A 24,668-nucleotide genomic window follows, 5' to 3' on the forward strand; every position below is an offset into this window, starting at 1 on the left:
CCGTTCCCGCCCGGAAACGCCGGTGGCTCCCCTCTACAGAGGAAACACCATGAACGCAGAAAAACCGCAGTCACTCGCCGTTAAACGCTGGTGGTACATCATGCCGATTGTGTTTATCACCTACAGTCTGGCATACCTCGATCGGGCCAACTTCAGCTTCGCCTCCGCCGCGGGGATTAATGAAGACCTGGGCATCACCAAAGGCGTCTCGTCGCTGATCGGTGCGCTGTTCTTCCTCGGCTACTTCTTCTTCCAGATCCCCGGTGCGATCTACGCTGAACGACGCAGCGTGAAAAAGCTGGTGTTCTGGTGCCTGATCCTGTGGGGGATGTGCGCCACCCTGACCGGCATGGTCAGCAACATTCCGATGCTGGCCGCCATCCGCTTTGCGCTCGGGGTAGTGGAAGCGGCGGTGATGCCGGCGATGCTGATCTACATCAGCAACTGGTTTACCCAGTCGGAACGTTCCCGCGCCAACACCTTCCTGATCCTCGGCAACCCGGTGACGGTGCTGTGGATGTCGGTGGTCTCCGGCTACCTGATCGAGGCGTACGGCTGGCGTGAGATGTTTATCATCGAAGGCTTCCCGGCGGTGATCTGGGCCGTCGCCTGGTGGTTCCTGGTGCAGGATAAACCGGCGCAGGCTAAATGGCTGAGCGACGCGGAAAAAGCCGCGCTGCAGGCGCAGCTGCAGAAAGAGCAGGCCGGCCTGAAGGCGGTACGCAACTACCGCGAGGCGTTTAAGTCACGCAACGTGATCCTGCTCTGCGCCCAGTACTTCTGCTGGAGCATTGGCGTGTACGGCTTCGTGCTGTGGCTGCCCTCCATTCTGCGCAACGGCAGCCAGATGGGGATGGTGGAAGCCGGCTGGCTGTCGGCGGTGCCCTATCTTGCCGCCACGGTAGCGATGATCCTGGTCTCCTGGGCCTCGGATAAGTTACAGACTCGCAAATTGTTTGTCTGGCCGTTACTGTTGCTGGGCGCGCTGGCCTTTTTTGGCTCATATTGGGTAGGGGCAGGCAACTTCTGGCTCTCTTACGCGCTGCTGGTGATTGCCGGTGCCGCCATGTATGCCCCTTACGGACCGTTCTTTGCCATTATTCCGGAGATGCTGCCACGTAACGTCTCCGGGGGCGCGATGGCGCTGATCAACTCGATGGGTGCGCTGGGGTCCTTCCTCGGGTCGTGGGTGGTCGGTTATCTGAACGGCGAAACCGGCAGCCCTGCAGCCTCCTATATCTTTATGGCCGGGGCGCTGCTGGTGTCCGTGGTGCTGATGCTGGCGGTACGGCCGGCCCGCAACCAGACGTCAGCGCTGCCTGAGTGCGCAAAACACGCTTAATCTCATACGGGCCGCCGCGGCCCGTCGCTATCAAACAGGGAGAACCGAATGAAACCTTCTGTGGTGTTGTACAAGTCGCTACCTGCCGATTTACGCGCGAAGCTGGATGACCACTTCAGCGTGACCGAATTTAACGGCTTAACCCCGGAGAACATTGCGGCGCACGCCGACGCGCTGAACAACGCCGAGGGCCTGCTGGGCGCGGGCGGTAAGGTCGACGCTGAATTCCTGCAGCACGCGCCGAAACTGCGCGTGGCCTCTACCGTCTCCGTCGGTTATGACAACTTCGACGTCAATGCGCTGAACGATCGTGGCGTGGTGCTGATGCACACCCCGACCGTGCTGACCGAAACCGTGGCGGATACGCTGATGGCACTGGTGCTGAGCAGCGCGCGCCGGGTGGTGGAAGTGGCGGAAAAGGTGAAGGCCGGCGAGTGGCAAAAGAGCATTGGCCCGGAGTGGTACGGCGTTGACGTCCACCACAAAAAGCTGGGTATTCTGGGGATGGGCCGCATCGGCATGGCGCTGGCGCAGCGCGCCCATTTCGGCTTCAGCATGCCGATCCTCTATAACGCCCGTAAACATCATCCGCAGGCCGAGGAACGTTTTAACGCGCAGTACTGCGACCTGGATACGCTGCTGGCCGAGTCGGATTTCGTGTGCATTATCCTGCCGCTGACCGATGAAACCCATCACCTGATCGGCCGCGACCAATTGGCAAAAATGAAATCCAGCGCGATCCTGATCAACGCCGGGCGCGGGCCGGTGGTCGACGAGCAGGCGCTGGTCGCCGCGCTGAAGGACGGCACGATCCACGCCGCCGGGTTGGACGTGTTTGAGCAGGAACCGCTGCCGCTGAGCTCTGAGCTGCTGAAGCTGAACAACGTGGTGGCGCTGCCGCACATCGGCTCCGCCACCCATGAAACCCGCTACGGCATGGCGCGCGACGCGGTGGATAACCTGATCGCTGCGCTGGCAGGTCAGGTAGAGAAGAACTGCGTTAATCCGCAGGCCCTGAAGTAAAGCGCTAAGGCCGAAAGGGGAGATCCTGACCCCGAACACTATGCCGCCGGAACGGCTGACAGAGGGCTGCATAGTACACTGCAGGTAAGAGGCGGATACATACGGTTTTACGCCGCCTCTTACCGATTCCTGTAGGATGTTCAGCATAAAATGCCAGCACCTGTGCTTTAAGCGGTGCGATGATTGCATCCCTCCTGCCCCGGCGTTAAGGTTGTCACCCTCAGCGAACAACAAGTGATTAACAGGGTATGAGCTTCTCGGCATTTGGCGATAAATTTACGCAACATTCAGGCATTACGCGGTTGATGGAAGATATGGGCGAGGGCTTACGCCAGCCCGGCGCGGTGATGCTCGGCGGCGGCAATCCGGCGCAGATCCCCGCGATGAATGACTACTTCCAGCAGCTGTTGCAGCAGATGCACGACGAAGGCAAGCTGGCGGACGCGCTGTGTAACTATGACGGCCCGCGCGGCAAAAGCACCCTGCTGGATTCGCTGGCAACGCTGCTGCGTGAACAGTTTGGCTGGGAGATCTCGGCGGAGAATATTGCGCTGACCAACGGCAGCCAGAGCGCCTTCTTCTACCTGTTTAACCTCTACGCCGGCCGCCGCGCCGACGGCAGCAAAAAGCGCGTGCTGTTCCCGCTGGCGCCGGAGTACCTCGGCTACGCCGACGCCGGGCTGGATGAAGATCTGTTCGTCTCCACGCGGCCAAACATCGAAATGCTGCCGGAAGGCCAGTTTAAGTACCACGTTGACTTTGAAAACCTGCATATCGGCGACGATACCGGGCTGATCTGCGTCTCGCGCCCGACCAACCCGACCGGCAACGTGGTCACCGATGAAGAGCTGCTGAAGCTGGACGCGCTGGCGCAGCAGCATCAGGTGCCGCTGCTGATTGATAACGCCTACGGCGTACCGTTCCCGGGGATTATCTTCAGCGAGGCACGCCCGCTGTGGAACCCGAACATTATCCTGTGCATGAGCCTGTCGAAGCTGGGCCTGCCCGGATCGCGTTGCGGCATTATTATCGCTGACCAGAAGGCGATCGCCGCGATCGGCAATATGAACGGCATTATCAGCCTCGCCCCCGGCGGCATCGGCCCGGCGATCGCCCATGAGATGATCCAGCGTGGCGACCTGCTGCGGCTGTCGGAAGAGGTGATTAAGCCCTTCTACCAGCAGCGGGTGAAGGAGACAGTGGCGGTGATCCGCCGCTATCTTTCAGCGGAGCGCTGCCTGATCCACAAGCCGGAAGGGGCGATTTTCCTCTGGCTGTGGTTTAAAGATCTGCCGGTCACCACCGAGGTGCTGTACCAGCGCCTGAAGCAGCGCGGCGTGCTGATGGTGCCGGGTCATCTGTTTTTCCCGGGTCTTGAGCATGAGTGGCCACACACCCATCAGTGTATGCGCATGAACTACGTGCCGGAGAGCGAGAAGATCGAGCAGGGGATAAAGATTCTGGCGGAAGAGCTGGAGCGGGCGCACCGCGAGGGGTAATGCAGCGGGCCGCCGTGGGCGGCCCGTTAACGCGCTTATTTGAGGATTTCGATGCGGCGCGGTTTATTGGCTTCCGGCACCACGCGCTCCAGGTCAACGTACAGCAGGCCGTTGACCAGCCGTGCGTCACGCACGTGGACGTGCTCGGCCAGCTGGAACTTGCGCTCAAAGTTGCGCTCGGCAATGCCCTGATAGAGGTAGGTGCGCTCTTCCTGTTCTTCAGGATGGGCACCGCGCACGGTCAGCAGGTTGTCGTGGGAGGTAATCTCCAGCTCGCTCTCGGCGAAACCGGCCACGGCAAGGGTAATCCGGTAGTGGTTCTCCGCCACCAGCTCCACGTTGTAGGGAGGGTAGCCGCCATTGTTGCCCTGCGCCTGGCTGGATTCCAGCAGGTTGATCAGACGGTCAAAGCCAATAGATGAACGGTACAGTGGGGCAAGGTCAAAATTACGCATAGCTTAAGCTCCTGAATATCAGCGAGATTGCAGTACCGGCTCTCCACAATGGACGAGCCGCAGGCCCGGTAAACGCTGCCCTGTCGGCACAGGTTTCGTCGGGCGTAACAAATAAATGGAGATGCAGAAAAAGCTTTCAAGGGTAAAGTGCGATTTTTTTCAGCGGATCGCACTGAATGTCATACACTCAGGGATGAGCTCATCGGATCACTGTGCCAGCCGCCAGAGAGTGGCCGGGCGTGACGCCCCCGCACACCGGTGACCCGTCTCAGGTAAGGGCTTGCCATGACTGAAGGGATAATGATGATAACTGTACTGAAGAAGTACCGGATTGCCGGAATGATCGCCGTGTCGCTGGCCGGTACCAGCGGCTGTTCCAGCGTAATGACCCACACCGGCTCCAGCCAGGGCTACTACCCCGGCACCCGCGCCAGCGCCGAGGTACTGACCGACAAGGAGAGCAGCTGGGCAATGAAACCGCTGGCCGCTATCGATCTGCCCTTTTCAGCGGTAATGGATACCTTACTGCTGCCGTGGGACTATTACCGCGCCGGCGACACCAACTCCACCCGCGAGCGCATCCGCCGCAGCGAAGAGCAGAACCAGACCCGTGAAGGCCTGGCGCAGTCTGCTCCGCTGGTTACGCCTGCTCCGCGGGTAATGGTGGCACCGCAGCAATAAATATCTGCCGCCACTCGCCGCATTCACGCAGGAAGGCCACCCGTTTTCCGTCAGGCGAAAATACCACCGCGTCGCCGACCGGGGCCGGTTCACTGCGCGCGGTGATCGGCCGCAGCGCGCCGCTGGCCAGATCGCAGACCACCACCTGATTATCGCAGACAAACGCCAGCCGCTGGCCATCAGGATGCCAGCTGAACGCCGACTGAATATCGCTGGCAGCGTGCGTGACCTGCCGCGGTTCGCCGCCCAGCGGCGATACCGTCCACAGCTGCACGACCCCCGCGTCATCGCGCATCAGAAAAGCGATAGCGCTGCCGTCCGGCGAGCTGCGCAGCCAGTGGCGCGGCACGCTGACCAGCCCCGGCCAGCGGCGCGCGTCGGTGAAGGTCAGACGCTTCTGCTGCACGCCGCGCGGCGGGGCCGGCATCTGGCTAAGGGTGCCCTGCAGCGGCCGGTCGCCGGTGACGGCAAAATCGGTATTCTTCTCCGGCAGATCGACCAGAAACACCTCCGGCACCTTTTCGCCGCCGGCGCTCAGGGTGTCGCCGATAAACGCCAGCGCCCAGCGCTGGCGGCTGCCATCGGCCCGCAGATAGCCCTGCTGCCCGACCCAGCCCTCTTCATAGGCGCGGTTGATCTCGTCGCTGCCCGGCCGCGGCGCGGAGCAGGTACGGCTGACCAGCACGCAGTAGTGGCTGCCGTCGTATTCGCGCGGATGCTGTTTCGGCGGGCAGACCGCGTGCAGCGGCACCGCCACGCCGACGTTGCGCAGATCTTCCGCCACGTCCCGCTGGCGCATCACCTGATCGTTATAGGTGAAACTGAGGCGGCTACCGTCCGGGCTGAACACGTGCACGTGGGAACCGCCGCGCAGCGCACCGGCGGTAAACGGCGGCGTGATATCACAGGCGTCGAGATTCTCCGCCCGGCCGTGTTGCACGATCACCCCGCGCCGGTGGTGAAAATCGTATTTCCCCTGAATTTCCGGGTGCTCCGGTCCGTGAATAAAGACGTAACGCGGCGGCAGATCCGGGCTGACGGTGACCACGCCGACGTGCGCGCCGTGCTGCGCCTGATAAAGCACCTCCACCGCACCGCTGACGACGTTAACCCGTTCGATAGTCAGCCCGGTAAACGAGGCCCCGGACGGGCGCACGTCATAGGCCAGCCACTGACTGTCGGCGGTCCAGACGTTGATATTGGTGAGCTGATGGTGGCGTGGAGCGAAGGTGAGCTGTTGTTCTTTCATCGACATTACCCTTAACGGTTTCGTTAAGGGTAATGTATTTGCGGCGGCAAGGGTATGCCCGGCCCGCAGAGGTCGGGCGTTTACAGCACGAACTTCTCGACGGCGTGCGCTACGCCGTCTTCGCTGTTGGATTTGGTAATAAACTGCGCGATGGCTTTCACCGCGTCGATGCCGTTTTCCATCGCCACGCCGGTGCCGGCGTACTCGATCATCGCCAGGTCATTTTCCTGATCGCCGATGGTCATCACCTCGTCAGGCTGCAGGCCGAGCAGCTCCGCCAGCGCCTTCACCCCGGCCCCTTTGTTCACCTGCTTGTTGAGAATTTCGAGGAAGAACGGCGAGCTTTTCAGAATGGTGTTGCGCGCGTGTGCCTCAGCCGGAATACGCGCGATGGCGGCGTCCAGCAGCTCAGGTTCATCGATCATCATAATTTTCGGGAAGGTCAGCGAGCGGTCCATCTCCTCTACCGCGCGGTAGCGCAGCGCGATACCGGTCATGCTGGCTTCATGCACGCTGTAGCGGCTGATATCTTTGTTGGCGGTATACAGGTGGGTCTGGGTCAGCGCCTGAAAATGCACCCCCAGTTCTCGCGCCAGCTGCTCGTAGTAGAGATAGTCGTCAAAGCTGACCGGCACTTCCGCCACGCACTCGCCGCTCTCCGCGCGCTGCACCAGCGCACCGTTGTTAGTGATGCAGTACTGTCCCGGCTGCTGCAGATCCAACTCCTGCAGGTAGCGCTGCACGCCGATAAACGGCCGCCCGGTCGCCAGCACTACCGCTACGCCTTTATCGCGCGCCGCCTGCAGGGCCTGCTTCACGCGGGGAGTGATCTCATGCTGCGGGTTGAGCAGCGTGCCATCCATATCAATCGCAATCAGTTTAATCGCCATACCGTCCTCGTTAGCTTAGGGTTTGCCCCATGCTAACGCGATTCAGCCCACTCTGACCAGCGCGTGGAGGGCGTCGGGGGGCGAAACGCCTGCTTCGTGACGCAACGCGCTTTTCACGCTCCGGGCACCGCCGGTCGCCGCAACGTTATCATTTTTGGCTAAATAATTTACATCCATACAATTTTTTACAATACACCATTAACAAATCAGGGTTATCCCAGTAATATTTGTGACCTCCATCTCAATCCCGCTGTACGTTTTTATAATCAGGAATATCCATGCGATCGTCATCATCACCCCCGGAGGTTATCCTATCCAAAAATGGAACCGGTTCCACTCGACGGGAATTTCTTCGTAACACGCTCGGTATATTGGCTATCGGGGCGCTGACCCCGCTGCCGTTTAAAGCGGTCGCTGCCGGCGTCGCCAGCGGCGCTGACCCGCTCAACGGCTTTATTGCGCTGTCACAGGCGATCACCGAACACCGGCAGATCGACAGCCGGCTGGCGGCACGTTTTTATGCGGCGTTCAGCCAGTGTGACGCACAGTTCGTGCCGCGGGTTAACCGGCTGGTTCAGCTGCTGCAGCCCGGCGACAGCGCACAGCAGCTGCTGGATAAGGCCAGCCAGGCCGGGCTGAAAGACTTTCTCTATCAGATCGTTACCGCCTGGTACACCGGCACCGTTGGCGATGACCATCACGGCACGCTGGTGGCCTATCAGCAGGCGCTGATGTACCGGCCGGTCAGCGATGGCCTGGTGGTGCCCACCTACTGCGGCAATGGCCCGATCTGGTGGACCCAGCCGCTGCCCGATGAACACAGCAACCTGATTGCCAGCCTGTAATTCAACAACATAAAAAATAAGACCAAGATGAAGAAACCCATTTTTAGTGAGCAGGGAGATGCCAGCGCAGACGTTGTCATCGTCGGATCCGGCATCGTCGGCGGCATGATGGCCAACGCACTGGTCAGCCAGGGCTACTCGGTGCTGGTGCTGGAAGCCGGGCTGCGCATCGAGCGCGCCCAGGCGGTAGAAAACTGGCGCAATATGCCGTTCGCCAACCGCGCCGGTTCGGATTTTCAGGGGCTGTATCCGCAGTCGCCGCTGGCACCGGCACCGCTGTACTTCCCGCCGAACAACTACGTTAACGTCACCGGCCCCAATGCCAGCAGCTTCCAGCAGGGCTACCTGCGTACCGTGGGCGGCACCACCTGGCACTGGGCGGCATCCTGCTGGCGGCACGATCCCAGCGACTTTGTGATGCAGTCAAAATACGGCGTCGGTCGCGACTGGCCGATCGCCTACGACGAGCTGGAGCCCTGGTACTGCCAGGCTGAAAATGAGATCGGCGTGGCCGGTCCAAACGATCCCGCTAAGCAGTCACCGGCGCAGCGCAGCCAGCCCTATCCGATGGATATGGTGCCGTTTGCCCACGGCGATAACTACTTTGCCAGCGTAGTGAACCCGCACGGATACAACCTGGTGCCGATCCCGCAGGGGCGCAGCACGCGGCCGTGGGAAGGGCGGCCGACCTGCTGCGGCAACAACAACTGCCAGCCGATCTGCCCGATCGGTGCGATGTATAACGGCATCCACCACGTGGAGCGCGCCGAGCGCGGTGGCGCGGTGGTGCTGGCTGAAGCGGTGGTACACAAAATCGATACCGACGGCAATAACCGGGTCACCGCCGTGCACTGGCTGGACAGCTCCGGCGCGTCGCACAAGGCGACGGCGAAAGCCTTCGCCCTGGCCTGTAACGGTATTGAAACCCCGCGCCTGCTGCTGCTGGCCGCCAACGGCGGCAACCCGAACGGCATCGCCAACGGCTCGGATATGGTCGGCCGCAATATGATGGACCACTCCGGCTTCCACTGCTCGTTCCTGACCAAAGAGCCGGTATGGCTGGGGCGCGGCCCGGCGCAGAGCAGCTGCATGGTCGGCTTCCGCGACGGTGAATTCCGCCGCGACTACTCGGCCAACAAGGTGATCCTCAACAACATCTCCCGCGTGGTCGCCGCCACTAAGCAGGCGCTGGCGCAGGGGCTGGTCGGAAAAGCGCTGGATGAAGAGATCCGCTATCGCGCTGTGCACAGCGTCGATCTGTCGATCAGCCTTGAGCCGCTGCCGGACCCGGAAAACCGCCTGACGCTAAGCAAAACCCGCAAAGATCCGCACGGCCTGGCCTGCCCGGATATTTACTACGACGTCGGCGACTACGTGCGCAAAGGGGCCGAGGCCTCCCACGCGCAGCTGGAGCATATCGGCCAGCTGTTTAACGCCCGCGAGTTCACCATCAGCAAAGGGCTGAACGCCAACAATCACATTATGGGCGGCACCATTATGGGCAGCAGCGGCAAAGACGCGGTGGTCGACGGCAACTGCCGCACCTTCGATCACGAAAACCTGTGGCTGCCGGGCGGCGGGGCGATCCCGTCCGCCAGCGTGGTCAACAGCACGCTGACCATGGCCGCGCTGGGTCTGAAGGCCGCGGAAGATATCGCCCGCCGCCTGCGGGGGAACGTATGAAGCTGATGCGTAGCACCCAACCGCAACGCGATGCCGCCGGGCGCGGTGGCCGACCGGACGTTAATGCCCCGTGCAGCGCACCCATCGCCCGCGACGCAGCGACCTTTCCGGTTCGAAAGGCAGGCAAAATGCGGCTGACGATGGCGCTGCTGCTGGCGGCCTTCGCGCTGCCGGCGGCCGGCCTGCAGGCCGCCGATGTTGATCTGAAGCTGCTGCATCAGGGCGAGCAGGTGGCAATCGCCTCTGACTGCCAGGCCTGCCATACCGCGCCGGGCAGCAAAAAACCCTATTCCGGCGGCTATGCCATCGCCTCGCCGATCGGGGTGATTTATGCCACTAACATTACCCCGGCGCAGGGCGGAATTGGCGGCTACAGCGAGGCGCAGTTCTCGGCGGCGGTGCGTGACGGCGTTCGCGCCGACGGGGCACAACTCTACCCGGCAATGCCTTACACCTCTTACGGCAAAATGACCGACGAGGATCTGCACGCGCTTTACTACTACTTCACCCACGGCGTGCAGCCGGTAGAGCAGGCAAACCCGCAGACCCGCCTGCCGTTCCCGTTCAGCCTGCGCTTCAGCATGAAGTTCTGGAACCTGCTGTTTGCCGACGGCGCGCGCTACCAGTACGACAACCGGCAGAGCGCCGAGTGGAACCGTGGCAACTACCTGGTCAACGGCCTGGCGCACTGTAATACCTGCCATACGCCGCGCGGCGTGCTGATGCAGGAGAAAAGCGCGCTACCGCTGGCCGGCGGTCCGCTGGGCAGCTGGTACGCGCCGAATATCACCTCGGACCCGATCAGCGGTATCGGCGGCTGGCGCGACGATGAGCTGGTGCAGTACCTGAAAACCGGCCGTGCCGCCGGGAAAAATCAGGCGGCGGGCGGCATGGCGGAAGCGGTGGAAAACAGTCTGCAGCACCTGCCGGACGACGATCTGCAGGCGATCGCCACCTATCTGAAGAGCACGGCTCCGCTGCGCGACGAGGGCGACACGCGCCCGGCTCACGCCTGGGGTCAGGCGGATAACGTGGAGAACAGCGTGCGCGGGCGTAACCCGGCGACCGCCAGTAACAGCCTGACTAACGGCGCGGCGCTGTTCAGCGGCAACTGCGCCAGCTGCCACCAGCCGGACGGTGCCGGCAGCCAGAACCAGGCGTATCCGTCGCTGTTCCACAACACCGCCACCGGTCTGCAGAGCCCGAACAACCTGATTGCCGCCATTCTTTTTGGCGTGCAGCGGAAAACGGCCGACGGCGAGGTACTGATGCCCGGCTTCAGCTCGCCCTCTTACGTCGACAAGCTGAGCGATCAGCAGGTGGCGGACATCAGCAACTATGTTCGCCAGCATTACGGCAATCCTGCCGGTGAAGTGACGGCGGGTGACGTGGCCTGGGTGCGCAAAGGCGGCCATCCGCCGTTGCTGGCGCAGCTGCAGCCGTGGATCCTGCCGGGCGGCGCGGTAGTGGTGGTGCTGATCCTGCTGCTGGTGCTGTACCGCGCCAGACGGCGCTAAGTGATACCAGGGGGGAAGCGTTCGGCTTCCCCTTTGCCGTTCAGGGACGCACGTGGCTCCGCTGATGAACCGCAGGAGGACAACATGAAATTACCGCGTATCACCTTAGATGACATCGCATCGCTGGCCGATGTGACCAAAATGACCGTCAGCCGCTATCTGCGTACGCCGCACAAGGTGGGCAAAGAGACGGCCGCACGCATTGCCGCCGTGATGGTGGAGATTGGCTATCAGCGCGATGCCGACAATCCGCAGGTGATAAGCCAGGTTCAGCCGCGCATTGGGGTGATCATCCCCTCATTTCATAATCAGATTTTTGCCGACCTGCTGGCGGGCATTGAGTCCGTTACCGCCGCCGAAGGCTGGCAGACGCTGGTGATGAACTACGAATACGATCTGCAGCGCGAAGAGGAGCAGATCGCCACGGTGCTGGCCTGCAACGTCGCCGCCATCCTGCTGACCGAAACGGTGCATACGCTGCGGGCTGAGAAGTACCTCAGCGGCGCACGCGTGCCGGTAGCGGAGGTGATGGGGCTGGCAACCACCGCCGGGCGGATTAACGTCGGCTTCGATAACCGTCAGGCCGCTTACGAGATGACGCAGCGGCTGATTGCCGGCGGCCGCAAGCCGGTGTGGTTTGGCTCAATGGCCGATCTGCGTGACGAACAACGCTATGCAGGTTACCGCGACGCCATGACAGCGGCGGGCCTCTCCGCCGGGCGAATCACTCCGCATAAAATCTCGTCGGTCTCCGCAGGCCATGACATGATGGCGCTGGCACGCCAGCGTTATCCGGCTATGGACGCCATTTTCTGTACCAATGACGACCTCGCCGTTGGCGTGCTGCAGGCGTGCAGGCAGCAGGGGATCGCCGTGCCGCAGCAGATGGCGATTGTCGGCTTTCACGGCCTTGAGATCGGCCAGCTGACCCGGCCAAAGCTGGCCAGCGTTATCACTCCGCGCTTTGAGATGGGAAAAGTGGCGACTGAGATTTTGATCAGCAGGGTCAATAACCTGCCGACAGAAGAGTCGGTCACTCTGCCCTATCGCCTGTTCGCCGGCGACACGCTCTGACGGCGGGGAGACGCGCCTCTCCCCGTACCAGCATCAGCATCCATATCAGCACCCGCACCAGCAATTGCATCTGCATCTGCATCCGCACCCGCACCCGCACCCGCACCCGCACCCGCACCCGCCGATTATCCCTCCGCGATCACGCCGTTGGTAACACAGTTTTCTAACACGATTCAGCGTGAGCCTGGTCACGATTTAATCTTGCAATTCCTCTTTAATAAGCCCCTGTAGCAGCTGAATTTCCGTCGCGCAGGGAGGTCACGGCCAGGGGAGATCCCCTGCCGCTGACGCAGGCGCGGTTTATCTCAACCCGAAGTGAGGGGCCGACATGCATAATAAGATACCCGCAACGCGCTGGTGGCGCGTGATTGTGCCGATTTTGATTACCTGCATCGTGTCGTTTATGGATCGCGTGAACATCAGCTTTGCTCTGCCCGGCGGCATGGAGCAGGATCTGGCGATCACCAGCCAGATGGCCGGCATCGCCAGCGGCATCTTCTTTATCGGCTACCTGTTTCTGCAGGTGCCGGGGGGCCGCACGGCGGTGAACGGCAGCGGCAAACGCTTTATCGCCTGGTCGCTGACGGCGTGGATGGTGGTGTCCATTGCCACCGGTTTCGTCACTAATCACTGGCAGCTGCTGGCGCTGCGCTTTATTCTCGGCGTTTCCGAAGGCGGCATGCTGCCGGTGGTGCTGACGATGATCGGCAACTGGTTCCCGGAGCGTGAGCTGGGCCGCGCCAACGCCTGCGTGATGATGTTTGCGCCGCTGGGCGGCATGGTCACCGCCCCGCTCTCCGGGCTGCTGATCAACACGTTCGACTGGCGCTGGCTGTTTATTATTGAAGGCGTGCTCTCCGGGGCTGTGCTGCTGATGTGGTGGCTGATGGTGGCCGACCGGCCGCAGCAGGCGCGCTGGCTGCCCGATAGCGAGCGCGACTATCTGGTCACCACCCTGGCACAGGAACGGGCAGCCCGGCAGAAAAAATCGCCCCCCGGCAAAGCGCGCATTATCGACGTATTCCGCAACCCGGGCCTGCGTAAGCTGGTGCTGCTGAACTTCTTCTACCAGACCGGCGATTACGGTTACACCCTGTGGCTGCCGACCATCCTGCGCAACCTGACCGGGGCAAATATGACCGGCGTTGGCCTGCTGGCGGTGCTGCCGTTTGTCGCCACCATCGCCGGGATTTATACCATTTCGCTGTTCAGCGACCGCAGCGGCAAGCGCCGCCAGTGGGTAATGATCTCACTGTTCTGCTTCGCCGCCGCGCTGCTGGCCTCGGTGGTGCTGCACCAGCATGTGGTTGCCGCCTATATTGCGCTGATCGTCTGCGGCTTCTTCCTGAAAGCGGCCACCAGCCCGTTCTGGTCAATGCCCGGTCGGCTGGCCTCGCCGGAGCTGGCGGGCAGCGCACGCGGGGTGATTAACGGACTCGGCAACCTCGGCGGCTTTGTCGGCCCGTGGCTGGTGGGAATGGTGATCTATTTGTACGGCCAGAGCACCGCCATCTGCGTGCTGGCCGGGTCGCTAACTATTGCCGGGCTGATTGCCGCCACGCTGCCGCGCAGCTGCGATCTGCATGACGCCGCGGCAGAAGACGCACCTGAGCCGGGCGGGCTGAGAAAGGTGTAAGCATGGCTACTCATGCTGGTAACGCGTGAAATGATTGCTCTCCTGGGTCATCAGCGTTACCAGCTTAGGGTGAACAAACAGCTTCTCTTTTCCAGACCTTAATTCCGTCAGTACCCCGATATCGCAAAGCTGCTTCAGATACACGGAAGCCGTTTGCCTGCTGACGATTTCCTTGTCGGTCAGATTGCTGATGCGGCAGTAAGGCTGCTCAAAAATCACCTGAACCAGCTCGTGACTGTAGATTTTTGGCAGCTGCTGGCGAATATACCCGGTGGTATGCTCGATCAGCTCCCTCGCGGCAGCAATTTTGCGGGTGGTCCACTGTGAGGTGTGCTCTACGGCGCTCAGCATATATAAAATCCACGGCTGCCAGTCCTGGTCGCGGGTTACACCGATGAGAAAGCGGTAATAGTCCTGCTTGTTACGCACGATATAGTGGCTTAAATAGAGGATTGGCAGGCTAAGCAGCCCCTGCTCAATAAGATACAGAATATTGAGAATACGCCCGGTACGACCGTTGCCATCGCCAAACGGGTGGATAGCCTCAAACTGATAATGGGCCGCCGCCATCTTCACTAACGGATCGATATCATCTTCCTGATGAAGAAAGGCTTCCCAGTTAGCCAGCAGGTCGCGAATGACCCCTTCGCCTTCTGGCGGAGTATAGATCACTGCCCCCGTCACCGAGTTGCGCAATGCCGTTCCCGGCACCCGACGAATGTCCATATCTGTCGATTTCAGGATGCTGCATACCTGAATCATGGTGGTGACACACAGCGGACGTCGCTCAATTTCCAGGAATCCCTGGTACAGCGCCGTACGATAGCGTAGTGCTTCTTTGGTGGCGGCATCAGCCAGCGTGTCTTCGGCGGCATATTTAAACAGTTTGTCCGAGGTCGTCACGATATTCTCGATCTCGGAGCTGTCTTTCGCTTCCAGCAGCGGCAGGAGATTGATCAACAGCCCCTGGTTAGGCAGAAGTTCACCCGCCTGTTTCAGCTCTGCCAGCGCGGCACGCGCCCGGATGCAGGCCTTGAGCGTAACGATATTCTCCAGCACGTCACCCTGTTGGGGTAACGGTGGAAGCCGGTTGTAAGGGTGTTCTGCGTGCCAGCTCATAGGGTTTTCCGATTATTGCGCTCCTGTCATCATAGGAGGTAATGCCGGGCATGAAAACGACGTGTCGAAATTTTCGCATTTTTTCGACACGTTATCTGGATATGTCGATGCGCTTAACATGAAGGAAGAACGTGTCGAAATTTTCGCATTTTTTCGACACGTTATCTGAATATGTCGATGCGCTTAACATGAAGGAAAAGCGAGACGAAAAAAAAGCAGATCCGAAGATCTGCTTTTTTATTATCAACAACAGCGGGTTAGCGCTTAGATATCGATATTGGCCGCGCGCAGCGCATTCTCTTCGATAAAGGCGCGGCGCGGTTCTACCGCATCACCCATCAGGGTGGTGAACAGCTGGTCAGCGGCAATCGCATCCTTCACGGTCACGCGCAGCATGCGGCGGCTGTCCGGATCCATGGTGGTTTCCCACAGCTGGTCCGGGTTCATCTCACCCAGCCCTTTATAGCGCTGAATGGTCAGGCCACGGCGTGACTCTTTGCTCAGCCAGTCGATCGCCTGCTCGAAGCTGGCAATCGGCTGACGGCGCTCGCCGCGCTCAATAAAGGCGTCTTCCTCGATCAGGCCACGCAGCTTCTCGCCCAGCGCGCAGATCTTACGGTATTCGCCGCCCAGCACGAACTCGTTGTCCAGCGGGTAGTCGGTGTCGACGCCGTGGGTACGCACGCGCAGCACCGGTTCAAAAATATGCAGTTCGCGGTTCTCGCGCACCACGCCGGCATAGCTGCTGCCGTGCTGATCGTTGTCGTTCAGGTAAGCGACCAGGCCGTCTAACCAGCTCTGCACCGGGGCCTGTGCCGCCAGATCGCCGAGGGTCGGATTGTAGATCAGCGCGTTCAGCAGCGCAGACGGATAGCGACGCTCCATACGCTTAATCATCTTACGCGTGCTGTTGAACTCGGCCACCAGGCTCTCCAGCGGCGCGCCGCCCAGCGCCGGGGCGCTGGCGTTAGCGTGCAGGGAGGCACCGTCGAGGGCGATGGCGATCTGATACTCGTCCATCGCGTCCATATCCTTGATGTACTGCTCCTGTTTGCCCTTCTTCACCTTAAACAGCGGCGGCTGCGCGATGTAGACGTGGCCACGCTCGATGATTTCCGGCATCTGGCGGTAGAAGAAGGTCAGCAGCAGGGTACGGATGTGCGAGCCGTCGACGTCCGCATCGGTCATGATGATGATGCTGTGGTAGCGCAGCTTGTCCGGGTTGTACTCGTCACGACCGATGCCGCAGCCCAGCGCGGTGATCAGCGTGGCCACTTCCTGCGAGGCAAGCATCTTATCGAAGCGCGCCTTCTCAACGTTAAGGATCTTACCCTTCAGCGGCAGAATCGCCTGGTTTTTACGGTTACGTCCCTGCTTGGCAGAACCGCCCGCAGAGTCACCCTCCACCAGGTAGATTTCAGACAGCGCCGGATCGCGCTCCTGGCAGTCCGCCAGCTTGCCCGGCAGGCCGGCGAGATCCAGCGCGCCTTTACGGCGGGTCATTTCGCGGGCGCGGCGCGCGGCTTCACGGGCGCGGGCCGCATCAATGATTTTGCCGACCACGATTTTAGCATCGCCCGGATTTTCCAGCAGGTATTCAGCCAGCAGTTCGTTCATCTGCTGCTCAACCGCCGATTTCACCTCAGAGGAGACCAGCTTGTCTTTGGTCTGTGAGGAGAACTTCGGATCCGGTACCTTCACCGACACCACGGCAATCAGGCCTTCACGCGCATCGTCACCGGTGGCGCTAACCTTGGCCTTCTTGCTGTAACCCTCTTTATCCATATAGGCGTTCAGGGTACGGGTCATCGCGGTGCGGAAACCGACCAGGTGGGTACCGCCGTCGCGCTGCGGGATGTTGTTGGTAAAGCAGTAGATGTTTTCCTGGAAGCCGTCGTTCCACTGCAGCGCCACTTCCACACCAATGCCGTCTTTCTCTGTAGAGAAATAGAACACATTCGGGTGGATCGGGGTTTTGTTTTTGTTCAGATACTCAACAAACGCCTTGATACCACCTTCATAGTGGTAGTGGTCGGTTTTACCATCGCGCTTATCTTCCAGCTTGATCGACACGCCGGAGTTCAGGAACGACAGCTCACGCAGACGCTTGGCCAGGATCTCATATTCGAAATCGGTGACGTTGGTAAAGGTCTGATGGCTTGGCCAGAAGCGCACGCGGGTACCGGTCAGGTCGGTTTCACCAGTCACGCTCAGCGGGGCCTGCGGCACACCGTGAACGTAGACCTGCTGGTGCACTTTGCCTTCACGACGGATGGTCAGCTCCAGCTTTTCAGACAGGGCATTCACCACCGAGACGCCCACGCCGTGCAGGCCGCCGGACACTTTATACGAGTTGTCGTCGAACTTACCGCCGGCGTGCAGCACGGTCATGATCACTTCAGCGGCAGAGATACCCTCTTCCGGGTGAATACCGGTTGGAATACCACGGCCGTCATCGATGACGGAGACAGAGTTATCCGCATGAATGGTAACAAGAATATCAGAGCAGTGACCGGCGAGTGCTTCGTCAATGGCGTTATCCACGACCTCGAATACCATGTGATGCAGACCGGTGCCGTCATCCGTATCGCCGATATACATACCCGGGCGCTTGCGTACCGCATCCAGCCCCTTGAGAACTTTGATACTGGAGGAGTCATAAGAATTCGACATCAACTTTTCTCGCTCGTTTAATCTTCAGGTTGAACCGCTATTTTACCCTGTTCCACGTGGAACATCTTGCCCTTTTCGTCAGTCATATCGAACACCTGTTCAGGCGCGATAGCGCTGACGAAAACCTGGGCCCGAGTGGCCTTCAGCCGCGACGCCAGCAGGTGGCGACGGGTTTCATCCAGCTCAGAGGCAAAATCATCTATCAGATACAGGCAACGTTGCCCGTTCTGTCGGGTGAGAAACTCACCCTGTGCCAGCCGCAGTGCGCACATCAGCAGCTTAAGCTGGCCGCGCGACAGCAGATCTTCCACCGGCGTGCCCTCGGCGCGGATGCGGAAGTCGGCCTTGTGCGGGCCGCTGGCGGTGTAGGTCAGCGCCCGATCGCGCTCAAAGCTGCGTTCCAGCAGGTCGGCGTAACCGGTCTCTTTGTCCCAGCCGCGCTGAAAGGAGAAGCTCAGCTGAAACTCGGGCAGAAACTGCGCGCAGGTGGCGTTAATATCCGCGGCGATCGCTTCGCCGTAGGCCGCACGCCAGGCGCTTATCTGCTCCGCCAGCGGGGCCAGCTCGCGATCCCAGGCCTGGATCTGCTGATAGCGCGACACCTGGCGCAGCGCGGCGTTGCGCTGCTTCAGCAGGCGCTTCAGGTTGCTCCAGGCGGTGAAAAAGCCCGGTTCGTTGTGAAAACAGCCCCAGTCGATATAGGCACGCCGGTATTTTGGCCCGCCGTTGAGCAGGGTGAAACCTTCCGGCGTGATCAGCTGCATCGGCAGCATCTGCGCCAGCTCCGCCACCTTGTGGCCGTCGCTGCCATCAATGCGCACCTTGCTGTCACCGTTACGATTTTTGGTCAGCCCGACCGATACCTCACGCTCCGCGCCGGCAATGCGCCCGTGCAGCACAAAGGCTTCCTGCTCGTGGCGGATCACCCGCCCGGCCTGCAGGCTGCGAAACGCCCGGCCGTGCCCGAGGGTGTAGACAGCTTCCAGCACGCTGGTTTTGCCGCTGCCGTTGGGGCCGACCAGAAAATTAAATCCCGGTGCCAGTGCCAGGTCCGCATGTTCGATATTACGGAAGTCTTTGATCAGAAGGCGGGTTAAAGCCATAAATGCAGTGATTCCGCAGAGAGTAAAGGTGTTGACCGGCCGGCGTTAATGCGTAGGAAAATCAAAGCTACAGCAAATCAATGTCGTGTATTTTAAACGCACTGGCCGTTTATTTCTCTATCACACCGAACCCGGCCATCGCTATCGCAGCCTGTTTGCGTAGGGCCAGCGCGCAAAACCCATAGCGTACCCAGCTACGTAAGGTGTTTGAGCGCTGCCCGGACGAAAATGGCAGGCCAGGCCGCTTATAAGCGCATCGGCATGACAACATAGGCCGCCGACTGGCTGGCTGCATCCTCAATCTGCACGCTGGAGACCGAATCGGTCAGCAGCAGGCGCACGTTTTCGCACTTCAGCGCGTTGAGCACGTCCAGCACGTAGCTGACGTTAAAGCCGATTTCCAGATCGGTGCCGCCGTAGGTGACGTCCAGCATCTCTTCCGCTTCTTCCTGCTCCGGGTTGTTGGCGGTAATTTTCAGCTGATTTTCGCTGATATAGAGGCGTACGCCGCGGAACTTCTCGTTAGAGAGGATTGCGGCACGCGAGAAGGCCTGCTTAAGCAGGTCGCAGCTGGCATCGAGGGTTTTATCCGGATTTTTCGGCAATACGCGGCGATAATCCGGGAAACGGCCGTCAACCAGCTTCGAGGTAAAGATAAAGTCACCGACGTGGGCGCGGATATTGTTGCTGCCGATCTGCACCTGCAGCGGCGTGTCGCCGCCGTCCAGCAGGCGCACCAGCTCAATCACCCCTTTACGCGGCACGATCACCGAATGGTTCGGCAGCGGCTGCCCCACCGGCATTGAGCACACCGCCAGACGGTGGCCGTCGGTGGCTACGGTACGCAGCTCTTCCCCTTCGGTTTCGAACAGCATGCCGTTCAGGTAGTAGCGCACGTCCTGATGGGCCATTGAGAACTGCGTCGCTTCGATCAGCCGCTTAAGGGTCGCCTGCGGCAGGGTGAATTCGACCTCACTCTGCCAGTCATCCAGGTTCGGGAAGTCGCTGGCGGGCAGGGTGGAGAGCGAGAAGCGGCTGCGGCCGGAGCGCACCAGCATTCTTTCGCCATCCAGCATCACCGTGATCTCGGCGCCTTCCGGCAGGCCGCGACAAATATCAAAGAACTTACGCGCCGGCACCGTGGTGGCACCTGGCTGGTGATCCTGGGTCAGTGCCACGCGGGCGACCATTTCCATTTCCAGGTCGGTCCCGGTTAACAGCAGCGTGCCGTCATTCACCTGCAGCAGCAGGTTACCGAGGATCGGCAGAGTCGGGCGTCCGCCCAGCGGGCTGCTGACCTGTTGTAAGGGTTTGAGTAACTGCTCACGTTCTACAATAAATTTCATAGTCAGGAAGATAATGTTCTGATTAGATTTGAGAAATCTTCTTTAATGTCATGACTCTCTTCGCGCAGCTGCTCAATTTTACGGCAGGCATGCAGCACGGTGGTATGGTCACGACCCCCGAAAGCATCACCGATTTCCGGCAGGCTGTGGTTGGTCAGCTCTTTCGCCATCGCCATCGCCATCTGACGCGGGCGGGCCACGGAACGCGAGCGGCGTTTGGAGAGCAGGTCAGCCACCTTAATTTTATAATATTCAGCCACGGTCTTCTGAATATTGTCGATGGTCACCAGTTTCTCCTGCAGCGCCAGCAGATCGCGCAGCGCCTCGCGCACGAAATCGATGGTGATCGCACGGCCGGTAAAGTTGGCGTTGGCAATCACCCGGTTCAGTGCCCCTTCCAGCTCACGCACGTTGGATCGCAGGCGTTTAGCAATAAAGAAGGCCACTTCGCCCGGCAGACGAATGTCGTTCTCATCGGCCTTTTTCATCAGGATCGCCACGCGGGTTTCCAGCTCCGGCGGTTCGATCGCTACGGTCAGCCCCCAGCCAAAGCGCGACTTCAGACGATCTTCCACCCCGTTGATCTCTTTCGGATAGCGATCGGAGGTCAGAATGATCTGCTGATTGCCCTCTAACAGCGCGTTGAAGGTGTGGAAAAACTCCTCCTGCGAGCGCTCTTTATTGGCAAAGAACTGAATGTCATCGATCAGCAATGCATCCACCGAACGGTAGTAGCGTTTGAACTCTTCAATCGCGTTGTTCTGCAGCGCCTTCACCATATCCTGCACAAAACGCTCGGAGTGCATATAGACCACTTTGGCATTCGGCTTACGCGCCATAATGCCGTTGCCCACCGCATGCAGCAGGTGGGTTTTACCGAGGCCGGTGCCGCCGTAAAGGAACAGTGGGTTATACGCGCCGCCCGGATTATCAGCCACCTGGCGCGCCGCCGCGCGCGCCAGCTGGTTCGATTTACCCTCAACGAAGTTGTCGAAGTTATGTTTGGTGTTAACGTTCGAGCGGTACGACAGCTCCGCCGGGGCAGGCATGCTGTCCCAGCTTGGGCGTGCCGGCGCCGGGCGGTGACCCTGCAGCGGTGCGCTGCTCTGCGCACTGGCCAGCACCCGCTGGGCAGCGGGCTGGACGACCGGCTTACTGCCGACTTCGAAACGCAGTAAGGGCACGTTAGCGCCACAAAACTCGTTAAGCAGACCGTTGATGTTGTTCAGGTATTTATCCCGAACCCAGTCAAGCACAAAACGGTTTGGGGCATATAAGGCCAGCGTGTTGTCGTTCAGTTCGGCCTGCAGTGGGCGTATCCACATGCTGAATTCTGTGGCAGGGAGCTCATCCTGCAAGCGGGCAAGGCACTGTTGCCAGAGCGTTAGTGACACGGCGGACTCCACTCGAAAAAATTCGATAAGAAAAAACACTGAAGCGATAATTTCATCATTGTTGACGCATGCTGATGAGTCGCATGCGAACCGCTATATGCGGTTACTCCGCTACACCCTTCAAGGCTGAAGCTGCTGTTCCAGTGAAAGGGGCCTGCACCCACCCCTGTACATGGGGATCGCGGGGTGACGTCCTGGAGGATCGTTAGCGGAAGGGCGGATCATAGCGCAAAGCGCCGCAGAGATCTTCACTTTCTACACAGTTTTGATCCAATTTATCCACAGGCTGTTACGGCGGGGATAAGTTTACGCTACCTGTGACAAAAGGGGGGAGCGATCGTGGTAATTGCGGAAAAAATTCGGCTGCCGTCACGCTATTGCGGCAGTGGCACCGGCAACGGATCGCCGGAAGATCCTGCACGATCCTTGCGCTTTGTAGCGGAGGCCGTATAATTCTTGCCCCGGTATGTTGCGCCTTGCCCTTTTTGGATAGTTTTGCGAGCCACTACGGGCAATCATGACGTGCTTTTGCGCGAAGTAAATTGACTCCGGACTGTACAATTATTACAATCCCGCCTCTTTATTAAAGACACACTGAGGCGTCGGGTCAGTTTTCGGACCGGTTAACGCGTCACCAAGTGAAATTTTTCAAGTTTAGGTAGAAATCGCCATGAAACGCACTTTTCAACCGTCCGTACTGAAGCGCAACCGTTCACACGGTTTCCGTGCTCGTATGGCAAATAAAAATGGTCGTCAGGTTCTGGCACGTCGTCGTGCTAAAGGCCGTTCTCGTCTGACCGTTTCTAAGTAACAAAAGCTAACCGCTGAGTGGTTAAGCTCGCATTTCCCAGGGAGTTACGTTTGTTAACTCCCACTCATTTCACTTTCGTCTTCCAGCAGCCACAACGGGCTGGCACGCCGCAAATCACCATTCTCGGCCGCCTGAACCAGCTGGGGCATCCCCGCATCGGTCTTACCGTCGCCAAAAAACACGTGAAACGCGCGCATGAACGTAACCGGATCAAGCGATTGACCCGCGAAAGCTTTCGTCTGCGTCAACACGAACTCCCCGCCATGGATTTTGTCATCGTGGCGAAAAAAGGAGTGGCCGACCTGGATAACCATGCGTTGACGGAAGCGTTGGAGAAACTATGGCGTCGTCATTGTCGCCTGGCTCGCGGCTCCTGATCGGGCTGATTCGCGTTTACCAACGCGTAATCAGCCCGCTGTTAGGCCCCCACTGCCGTTTTCACCCCACCTGTTCGCAATACGGCATTGAAGCATTGCGACGGTTTGGGGTGTTAAAAGGCAGTTGGTTGACGATGAAACGCATATTAAAATGCCACCCTCTTCATGCGGGTGGCGACGACCCGGTGCCGCCGAAAACCGACGATAACTGAGAACATTAACGATGGATTCGCAACGCAATCTTTTCCTCATCGCTTTTCTGTTCGTGTCCTTCATGATCTGGCAAGCCTGGCAGACGGACCACGCTCCGCAGCCACTGCAGACCCAGACTACCCAGAACACGACCAGTGCAGCGGGTGATACCGCCAGCCAGGCAGTACCCGCCAGCGGCCAGGGCAAAACTATTACCGTGAAGACAGATGTCCTGTCACTGCATATCAATACCCGCGGTGGCGATATCGAACAGGCGCAGCTGCTGACCTACCCGGATACCCTGGGTTCTGACCAGCCGTTCCTGCTGCTGGAAAACACCCCGGCCTTCCAGTATCAGGCGCAGAGCGGCCTGACCGGTCGTAACGGCCCGGACAACCCGGCTAACGGTGCCCGCCCGCTGTACACCAGCGCGCAGGAAAGCTTCACGCTGGCCGATGGCCAGAGCGAACTGCGTATTCCGTTGACCTTTACCGCTGAAAACGGCGCGGTTTACACCAAAACCTTCGTGCTGAAGCGTGGCGAATATGCCATCAGCGTCGACTATCAGATCAATAACGCCAGCCAGCAGCCGCTGGAAGTGTCGATGTTTGGTCAGCTGAAGCAGACTATCGACCTGCCTAAGCATCGCGATACCGGCAGCAACAACTTTGCGTTGCACACCTTCCGTGGCGCGGCTTACTCCAGCAGTGAGACCAACTACGAGAAGTACAAGTTCGACAAAATCAGCGACAACGAAAACCTGAGCACCACCACCAACAACGGTTGGGTGGCGATGCTGCAGCAGTACTTCGCGACCGCCTGGGTACCGCAGACTGCCGGTGCCAACACCCTTTACACCAGCAACCTTGGTAACGGCATTGCGGCGATCGGCTATAAATCTGCACCGGTGACCATCGCGGCGGGTTCTCAGCAGGAGCTGAAAGCCACCCTGTGGGTGGGCCCGGAAATTCAGGACAAAATGGCTGCTGTGGCACCACACCTGGATCTGACCGTGGATTACGGCTGGCTGTGGTTTATCTCCCAGCCGCTGTTTAAGCTGCTGAAGTTCCTGCAGAGCTTTATCGGCAACTGGGGCTTCTCGATTATCGTTATCACCTTTATCGTGCGCGGTATCATGTACCCGCTGACGAAGGCGCAGTACACCTCGATGGCGAAAATGCGCATGCTGCAGCCGAAAATTCAGGCGATGCGTGAGCGTTTAGGCGACGATAAACAGCGCATGAGTCAGGAGATGATGGCGCTGTACAAGAGCGAGAAGGTTAACCCGCTGGGCGGCTGCCTGCCGCTGGTTATCCAGATGCCAATCTTCCTGGCCCTCTACTACATGCTGATGGGTTCGGTGGAACTGCGTCACGCGCCGTTCGCGCTGTGGATCCATGACCTCTCTGCACAGGACCCGTACTACATCCTGCCGATCCTGATGGGTATCACGATGTTCTTCATTCAGAAGATGTCGCCGACCACCGTCACCGATCCGATGCAGCAGAAGATCATGACCTTTATGCCGGTGATCTTCACCGTGTTCTTCCTGTGGTTCCCGTCTGGCCTGGTGCTGTACTACATCGTCAGCAACCTGGTGACCATTCTGCAGCAGCAGCTGATCTACCGCGGGCTGGAAAAACGCGGTCTGCACAGCCGCGACAAGAAGAAGGCGTAATTCGCTGTTACCTGCCGGCGTAAACGGTCAGCATCGACCCGGACAGGCACAGTGAGTACAATAAGGCGGTCATTATGACCG

The 24,668-nt window shown here is 59.7% G+C and carries 21 protein-coding genes; 13 read left to right on the forward strand and 8 right to left on the reverse strand.

Features of this window, described 5'->3' with window-relative positions:
* Positions 1-49: 49 nt before the first annotated feature.
* From NV64_RS05905 to NV64_RS05915, 3 genes are all read left to right on the forward strand, one after another.
* Positions 50-1,342: an MFS transporter gene (locus NV64_RS05905; protein ID WP_101505525.1), complete on the forward strand. Its 1,293-nt coding sequence runs from the start codon at positions 50-52 to the stop codon at positions 1,340-1,342.
* 48 nt (positions 1,343-1,390) lie between these two features.
* The gene (gene ghrB / locus NV64_RS05910) at positions 1,391-2,365 is read left to right on the forward strand and encodes a glyoxylate/hydroxypyruvate reductase GhrB (RefSeq protein ID WP_101505526.1); all 975 of its coding nucleotides are present in this window, start codon (positions 1,391-1,393) and stop codon (positions 2,363-2,365) included.
* Between the two features lie 248 nt (positions 2,366-2,613).
* On the forward strand, positions 2,614-3,864 hold the full coding sequence (locus NV64_RS05915) for a valine--pyruvate transaminase (RefSeq protein WP_101505527.1): 1,251 nt from the start codon (positions 2,614-2,616) through the stop codon (positions 3,862-3,864).
* A 35-nt stretch (positions 3,865-3,899) separates the two neighbouring features.
* On the opposite strand, the gene ibpA is transcribed toward NV64_RS05915, so the two are convergent.
* Complete coding sequence (ibpA, locus tag NV64_RS05920) at positions 3,900-4,319, reverse strand: small heat shock chaperone IbpA (RefSeq protein ID WP_056240982.1); 420 nt, start codon at positions 4,317-4,319, stop codon at positions 3,900-3,902.
* 306 nt (positions 4,320-4,625) lie between these two features.
* Between ibpA and NV64_RS05925 the strand changes: the two genes are divergently transcribed.
* A complete protein-coding gene (locus NV64_RS05925; RefSeq protein ID WP_056241208.1) occupies positions 4,626-5,000 on the forward strand; it encodes a YceK/YidQ family lipoprotein in 375 nt (124 codons plus the stop codon).
* Here NV64_RS05925 and NV64_RS05930 read toward each other — a convergent pair.
* Both NV64_RS05930 and yidA read right to left on the reverse strand, forming a co-directional pair.
* On the reverse strand, positions 4,960-6,249 hold the full coding sequence (locus NV64_RS05930) for a DUF3748 domain-containing protein (RefSeq protein WP_056240986.1): 1,290 nt from the start codon (positions 6,247-6,249) through the stop codon (positions 4,960-4,962). The genes NV64_RS05925 and NV64_RS05930 overlap by 41 nt on opposite strands.
* A gap of 80 nt (positions 6,250-6,329) precedes the next feature.
* On the reverse strand, positions 6,330-7,139 hold the full coding sequence (gene yidA / locus NV64_RS05935; RefSeq protein ID WP_056240989.1) for a sugar-phosphatase: 810 nt from the start codon (positions 7,137-7,139) through the stop codon (positions 6,330-6,332).
* A 278-nt stretch (positions 7,140-7,417) separates the two neighbouring features.
* Between yidA and NV64_RS05940 the strand changes: the two genes are divergently transcribed.
* The 5 genes from NV64_RS05940 (at position 7,418) to NV64_RS05960 (ending at position 13,894) form a co-directional block, all read left to right on the forward strand.
* Positions 7,418-7,984, forward strand: coding sequence for a sugar dehydrogenase complex small subunit (locus NV64_RS05940; RefSeq protein ID WP_056240992.1), 567 nt, complete (start codon positions 7,418-7,420; stop codon positions 7,982-7,984).
* Between the two features lie 27 nt (positions 7,985-8,011).
* On the forward strand, positions 8,012-9,667 hold the full coding sequence (locus tag NV64_RS05945; RefSeq protein WP_056240994.1) for a GMC family oxidoreductase: 1,656 nt from the start codon (positions 8,012-8,014) through the stop codon (positions 9,665-9,667).
* 140 nt (positions 9,668-9,807) lie between these two features.
* Positions 9,808-11,184: a cytochrome c gene (locus tag NV64_RS05950; protein ID WP_199177630.1), complete on the forward strand. Its 1,377-nt coding sequence runs from the start codon at positions 9,808-9,810 to the stop codon at positions 11,182-11,184.
* Positions 11,185-11,268: 84 nt separating this feature from the next.
* A complete protein-coding gene (locus NV64_RS05955) occupies positions 11,269-12,258 on the forward strand; it encodes a LacI family DNA-binding transcriptional regulator (RefSeq protein ID WP_056240997.1) in 990 nt (329 codons plus the stop codon).
* Between the two features lie 328 nt (positions 12,259-12,586).
* A complete protein-coding gene (locus NV64_RS05960; RefSeq protein WP_056241000.1) occupies positions 12,587-13,894 on the forward strand; it encodes an MFS transporter in 1,308 nt (435 codons plus the stop codon).
* A gap of 6 nt (positions 13,895-13,900) precedes the next feature.
* Here NV64_RS05960 and fic read toward each other — a convergent pair whose 3' ends face one another.
* The 5 genes from fic to dnaA form a co-directional block, all read right to left on the reverse strand.
* Entirely contained in the window at positions 13,901-15,013 is a 1,113-nt protein-coding gene (gene fic / locus NV64_RS05965) for a protein adenylyltransferase Fic (protein ID WP_056241003.1), read from the reverse strand.
* A gap of 264 nt (positions 15,014-15,277) precedes the next feature.
* Positions 15,278-17,686, reverse strand: coding sequence for a DNA topoisomerase (ATP-hydrolyzing) subunit B (gene gyrB, locus NV64_RS05970; protein WP_056241005.1), 2,409 nt, complete (start codon positions 17,684-17,686; stop codon positions 15,278-15,280).
* A 17-nt stretch (positions 17,687-17,703) separates the two neighbouring features.
* Complete coding sequence (gene recF, locus NV64_RS05975) at positions 17,704-18,789, reverse strand: DNA replication/repair protein RecF (RefSeq protein ID WP_101505529.1); 1,086 nt, start codon at positions 18,787-18,789, stop codon at positions 17,704-17,706.
* 245 nt (positions 18,790-19,034) lie between these two features.
* The gene (gene dnaN, locus NV64_RS05980; RefSeq protein ID WP_056241011.1) at positions 19,035-20,135 is read right to left on the reverse strand and encodes a DNA polymerase III subunit beta; all 1,101 of its coding nucleotides are present in this window, start codon (positions 20,133-20,135) and stop codon (positions 19,035-19,037) included.
* A gap of 2 nt (positions 20,136-20,137) precedes the next feature.
* Entirely contained in the window at positions 20,138-21,529 is a 1,392-nt protein-coding gene (dnaA, locus tag NV64_RS05985; RefSeq protein WP_101505530.1) for a chromosomal replication initiator protein DnaA, read from the reverse strand.
* Between the two features lie 670 nt (positions 21,530-22,199).
* Between dnaA and rpmH the strand changes: the two genes are divergently transcribed.
* Genes rpmH through yidC form a run of 4 tightly spaced genes read left to right on the forward strand, consistent with a single transcriptional unit; the run spans position 22,200 to position 24,587 of the window.
* Positions 22,200-22,340: a 50S ribosomal protein L34 gene (gene rpmH, locus NV64_RS05990; RefSeq protein WP_003023858.1), complete on the forward strand. Its 141-nt coding sequence runs from the start codon at positions 22,200-22,202 to the stop codon at positions 22,338-22,340.
* 17 nt (positions 22,341-22,357) lie between these two features.
* Positions 22,358-22,717, forward strand: coding sequence for a ribonuclease P protein component (rnpA, locus tag NV64_RS05995; RefSeq protein WP_072166455.1), 360 nt, complete (start codon positions 22,358-22,360; stop codon positions 22,715-22,717).
* The gene (yidD, locus tag NV64_RS06000) at positions 22,681-22,929 is read left to right on the forward strand and encodes a membrane protein insertion efficiency factor YidD (RefSeq protein WP_072166456.1); all 249 of its coding nucleotides are present in this window, start codon (positions 22,681-22,683) and stop codon (positions 22,927-22,929) included. The genes rnpA and yidD overlap by 37 nt, the downstream gene beginning before the upstream one ends.
* Before the next feature lie 11 nt (positions 22,930-22,940).
* Positions 22,941-24,587 (forward strand): membrane protein insertase YidC, encoded by a 1,647-nt coding sequence (yidC, locus tag NV64_RS06005; RefSeq protein WP_056241017.1) that lies wholly within the window; start codon positions 22,941-22,943, stop codon positions 24,585-24,587.
* The last annotated feature ends 81 nt before the right edge of the window (positions 24,588-24,668 follow it).

Origin of the sequence: Erwinia sp. B116 (assembly GCF_002865965.1) — a bacterium.
Classification (GTDB): domain Bacteria; phylum Pseudomonadota; class Gammaproteobacteria; order Enterobacterales; family Enterobacteriaceae; genus Erwinia.

What these genes read in the sequence shown, in the direction of transcription:
- NV64_RS05905 (WP_101505525.1), top strand. Translation starts at nt 50, where the DNA reads ATGAACGCAGAAAAACCGCAGTCACTCGCCGTTAAACGCTGGTGGTAC.
- ghrB (WP_101505526.1), top strand. Translation starts at nt 1,391, where the DNA reads ATGAAACCTTCTGTGGTGTTGTACAAGTCGCTACCTGCCGATTTACGC.
- NV64_RS05915 (WP_101505527.1), top strand. Translation starts at nt 2,614, where the DNA reads ATGAGCTTCTCGGCATTTGGCGATAAATTTACGCAACATTCAGGCATT.
- ibpA (WP_056240982.1), bottom strand. Translation starts at nt 4,319, where the DNA reads ATGCGTAATTTTGACCTTGCCCCACTGTACCGTTCATCTATTGGCTTT.
- NV64_RS05930 (WP_056240986.1), bottom strand. Translation starts at nt 6,249, where the DNA reads ATGAAAGAACAACAGCTCACCTTCGCTCCACGCCACCATCAGCTCACC.
- yidA (WP_056240989.1), bottom strand. Translation starts at nt 7,139, where the DNA reads ATGGCGATTAAACTGATTGCGATTGATATGGATGGCACGCTGCTCAAC.
- NV64_RS05940 (WP_056240992.1), top strand. Translation starts at nt 7,418, where the DNA reads ATGCGATCGTCATCATCACCCCCGGAGGTTATCCTATCCAAAAATGGA.
- NV64_RS05945 (WP_056240994.1), top strand. Translation starts at nt 8,012, where the DNA reads ATGAAGAAACCCATTTTTAGTGAGCAGGGAGATGCCAGCGCAGACGTT.
- NV64_RS05950 (WP_199177630.1), top strand. Translation starts at nt 9,808, where the DNA reads ATGGCGCTGCTGCTGGCGGCCTTCGCGCTGCCGGCGGCCGGCCTGCAG.
- NV64_RS05955 (WP_056240997.1), top strand. Translation starts at nt 11,269, where the DNA reads ATGAAATTACCGCGTATCACCTTAGATGACATCGCATCGCTGGCCGAT.
- NV64_RS05960 (WP_056241000.1), top strand. Translation starts at nt 12,587, where the DNA reads ATGCATAATAAGATACCCGCAACGCGCTGGTGGCGCGTGATTGTGCCG.
- fic (WP_056241003.1), bottom strand. Translation starts at nt 15,013, where the DNA reads ATGAGCTGGCACGCAGAACACCCTTACAACCGGCTTCCACCGTTACCC.
- gyrB (WP_056241005.1), bottom strand. Translation starts at nt 17,686, where the DNA reads ATGTCGAATTCTTATGACTCCTCCAGTATCAAAGTTCTCAAGGGGCTG.
- recF (WP_101505529.1), bottom strand. Translation starts at nt 18,789, where the DNA reads ATGGCTTTAACCCGCCTTCTGATCAAAGACTTCCGTAATATCGAACAT.
- dnaN (WP_056241011.1), bottom strand. Translation starts at nt 20,135, where the DNA reads ATGAAATTTATTGTAGAACGTGAGCAGTTACTCAAACCCTTACAACAG.
- rpmH (WP_003023858.1), top strand. Translation starts at nt 22,200, where the DNA reads ATGAAACGCACTTTTCAACCGTCCGTACTGAAGCGCAACCGTTCACAC.
- yidD (WP_072166456.1), top strand. Translation starts at nt 22,681, where the DNA reads ATGGCGTCGTCATTGTCGCCTGGCTCGCGGCTCCTGATCGGGCTGATT.
- yidC (WP_056241017.1), top strand. Translation starts at nt 22,941, where the DNA reads ATGGATTCGCAACGCAATCTTTTCCTCATCGCTTTTCTGTTCGTGTCC.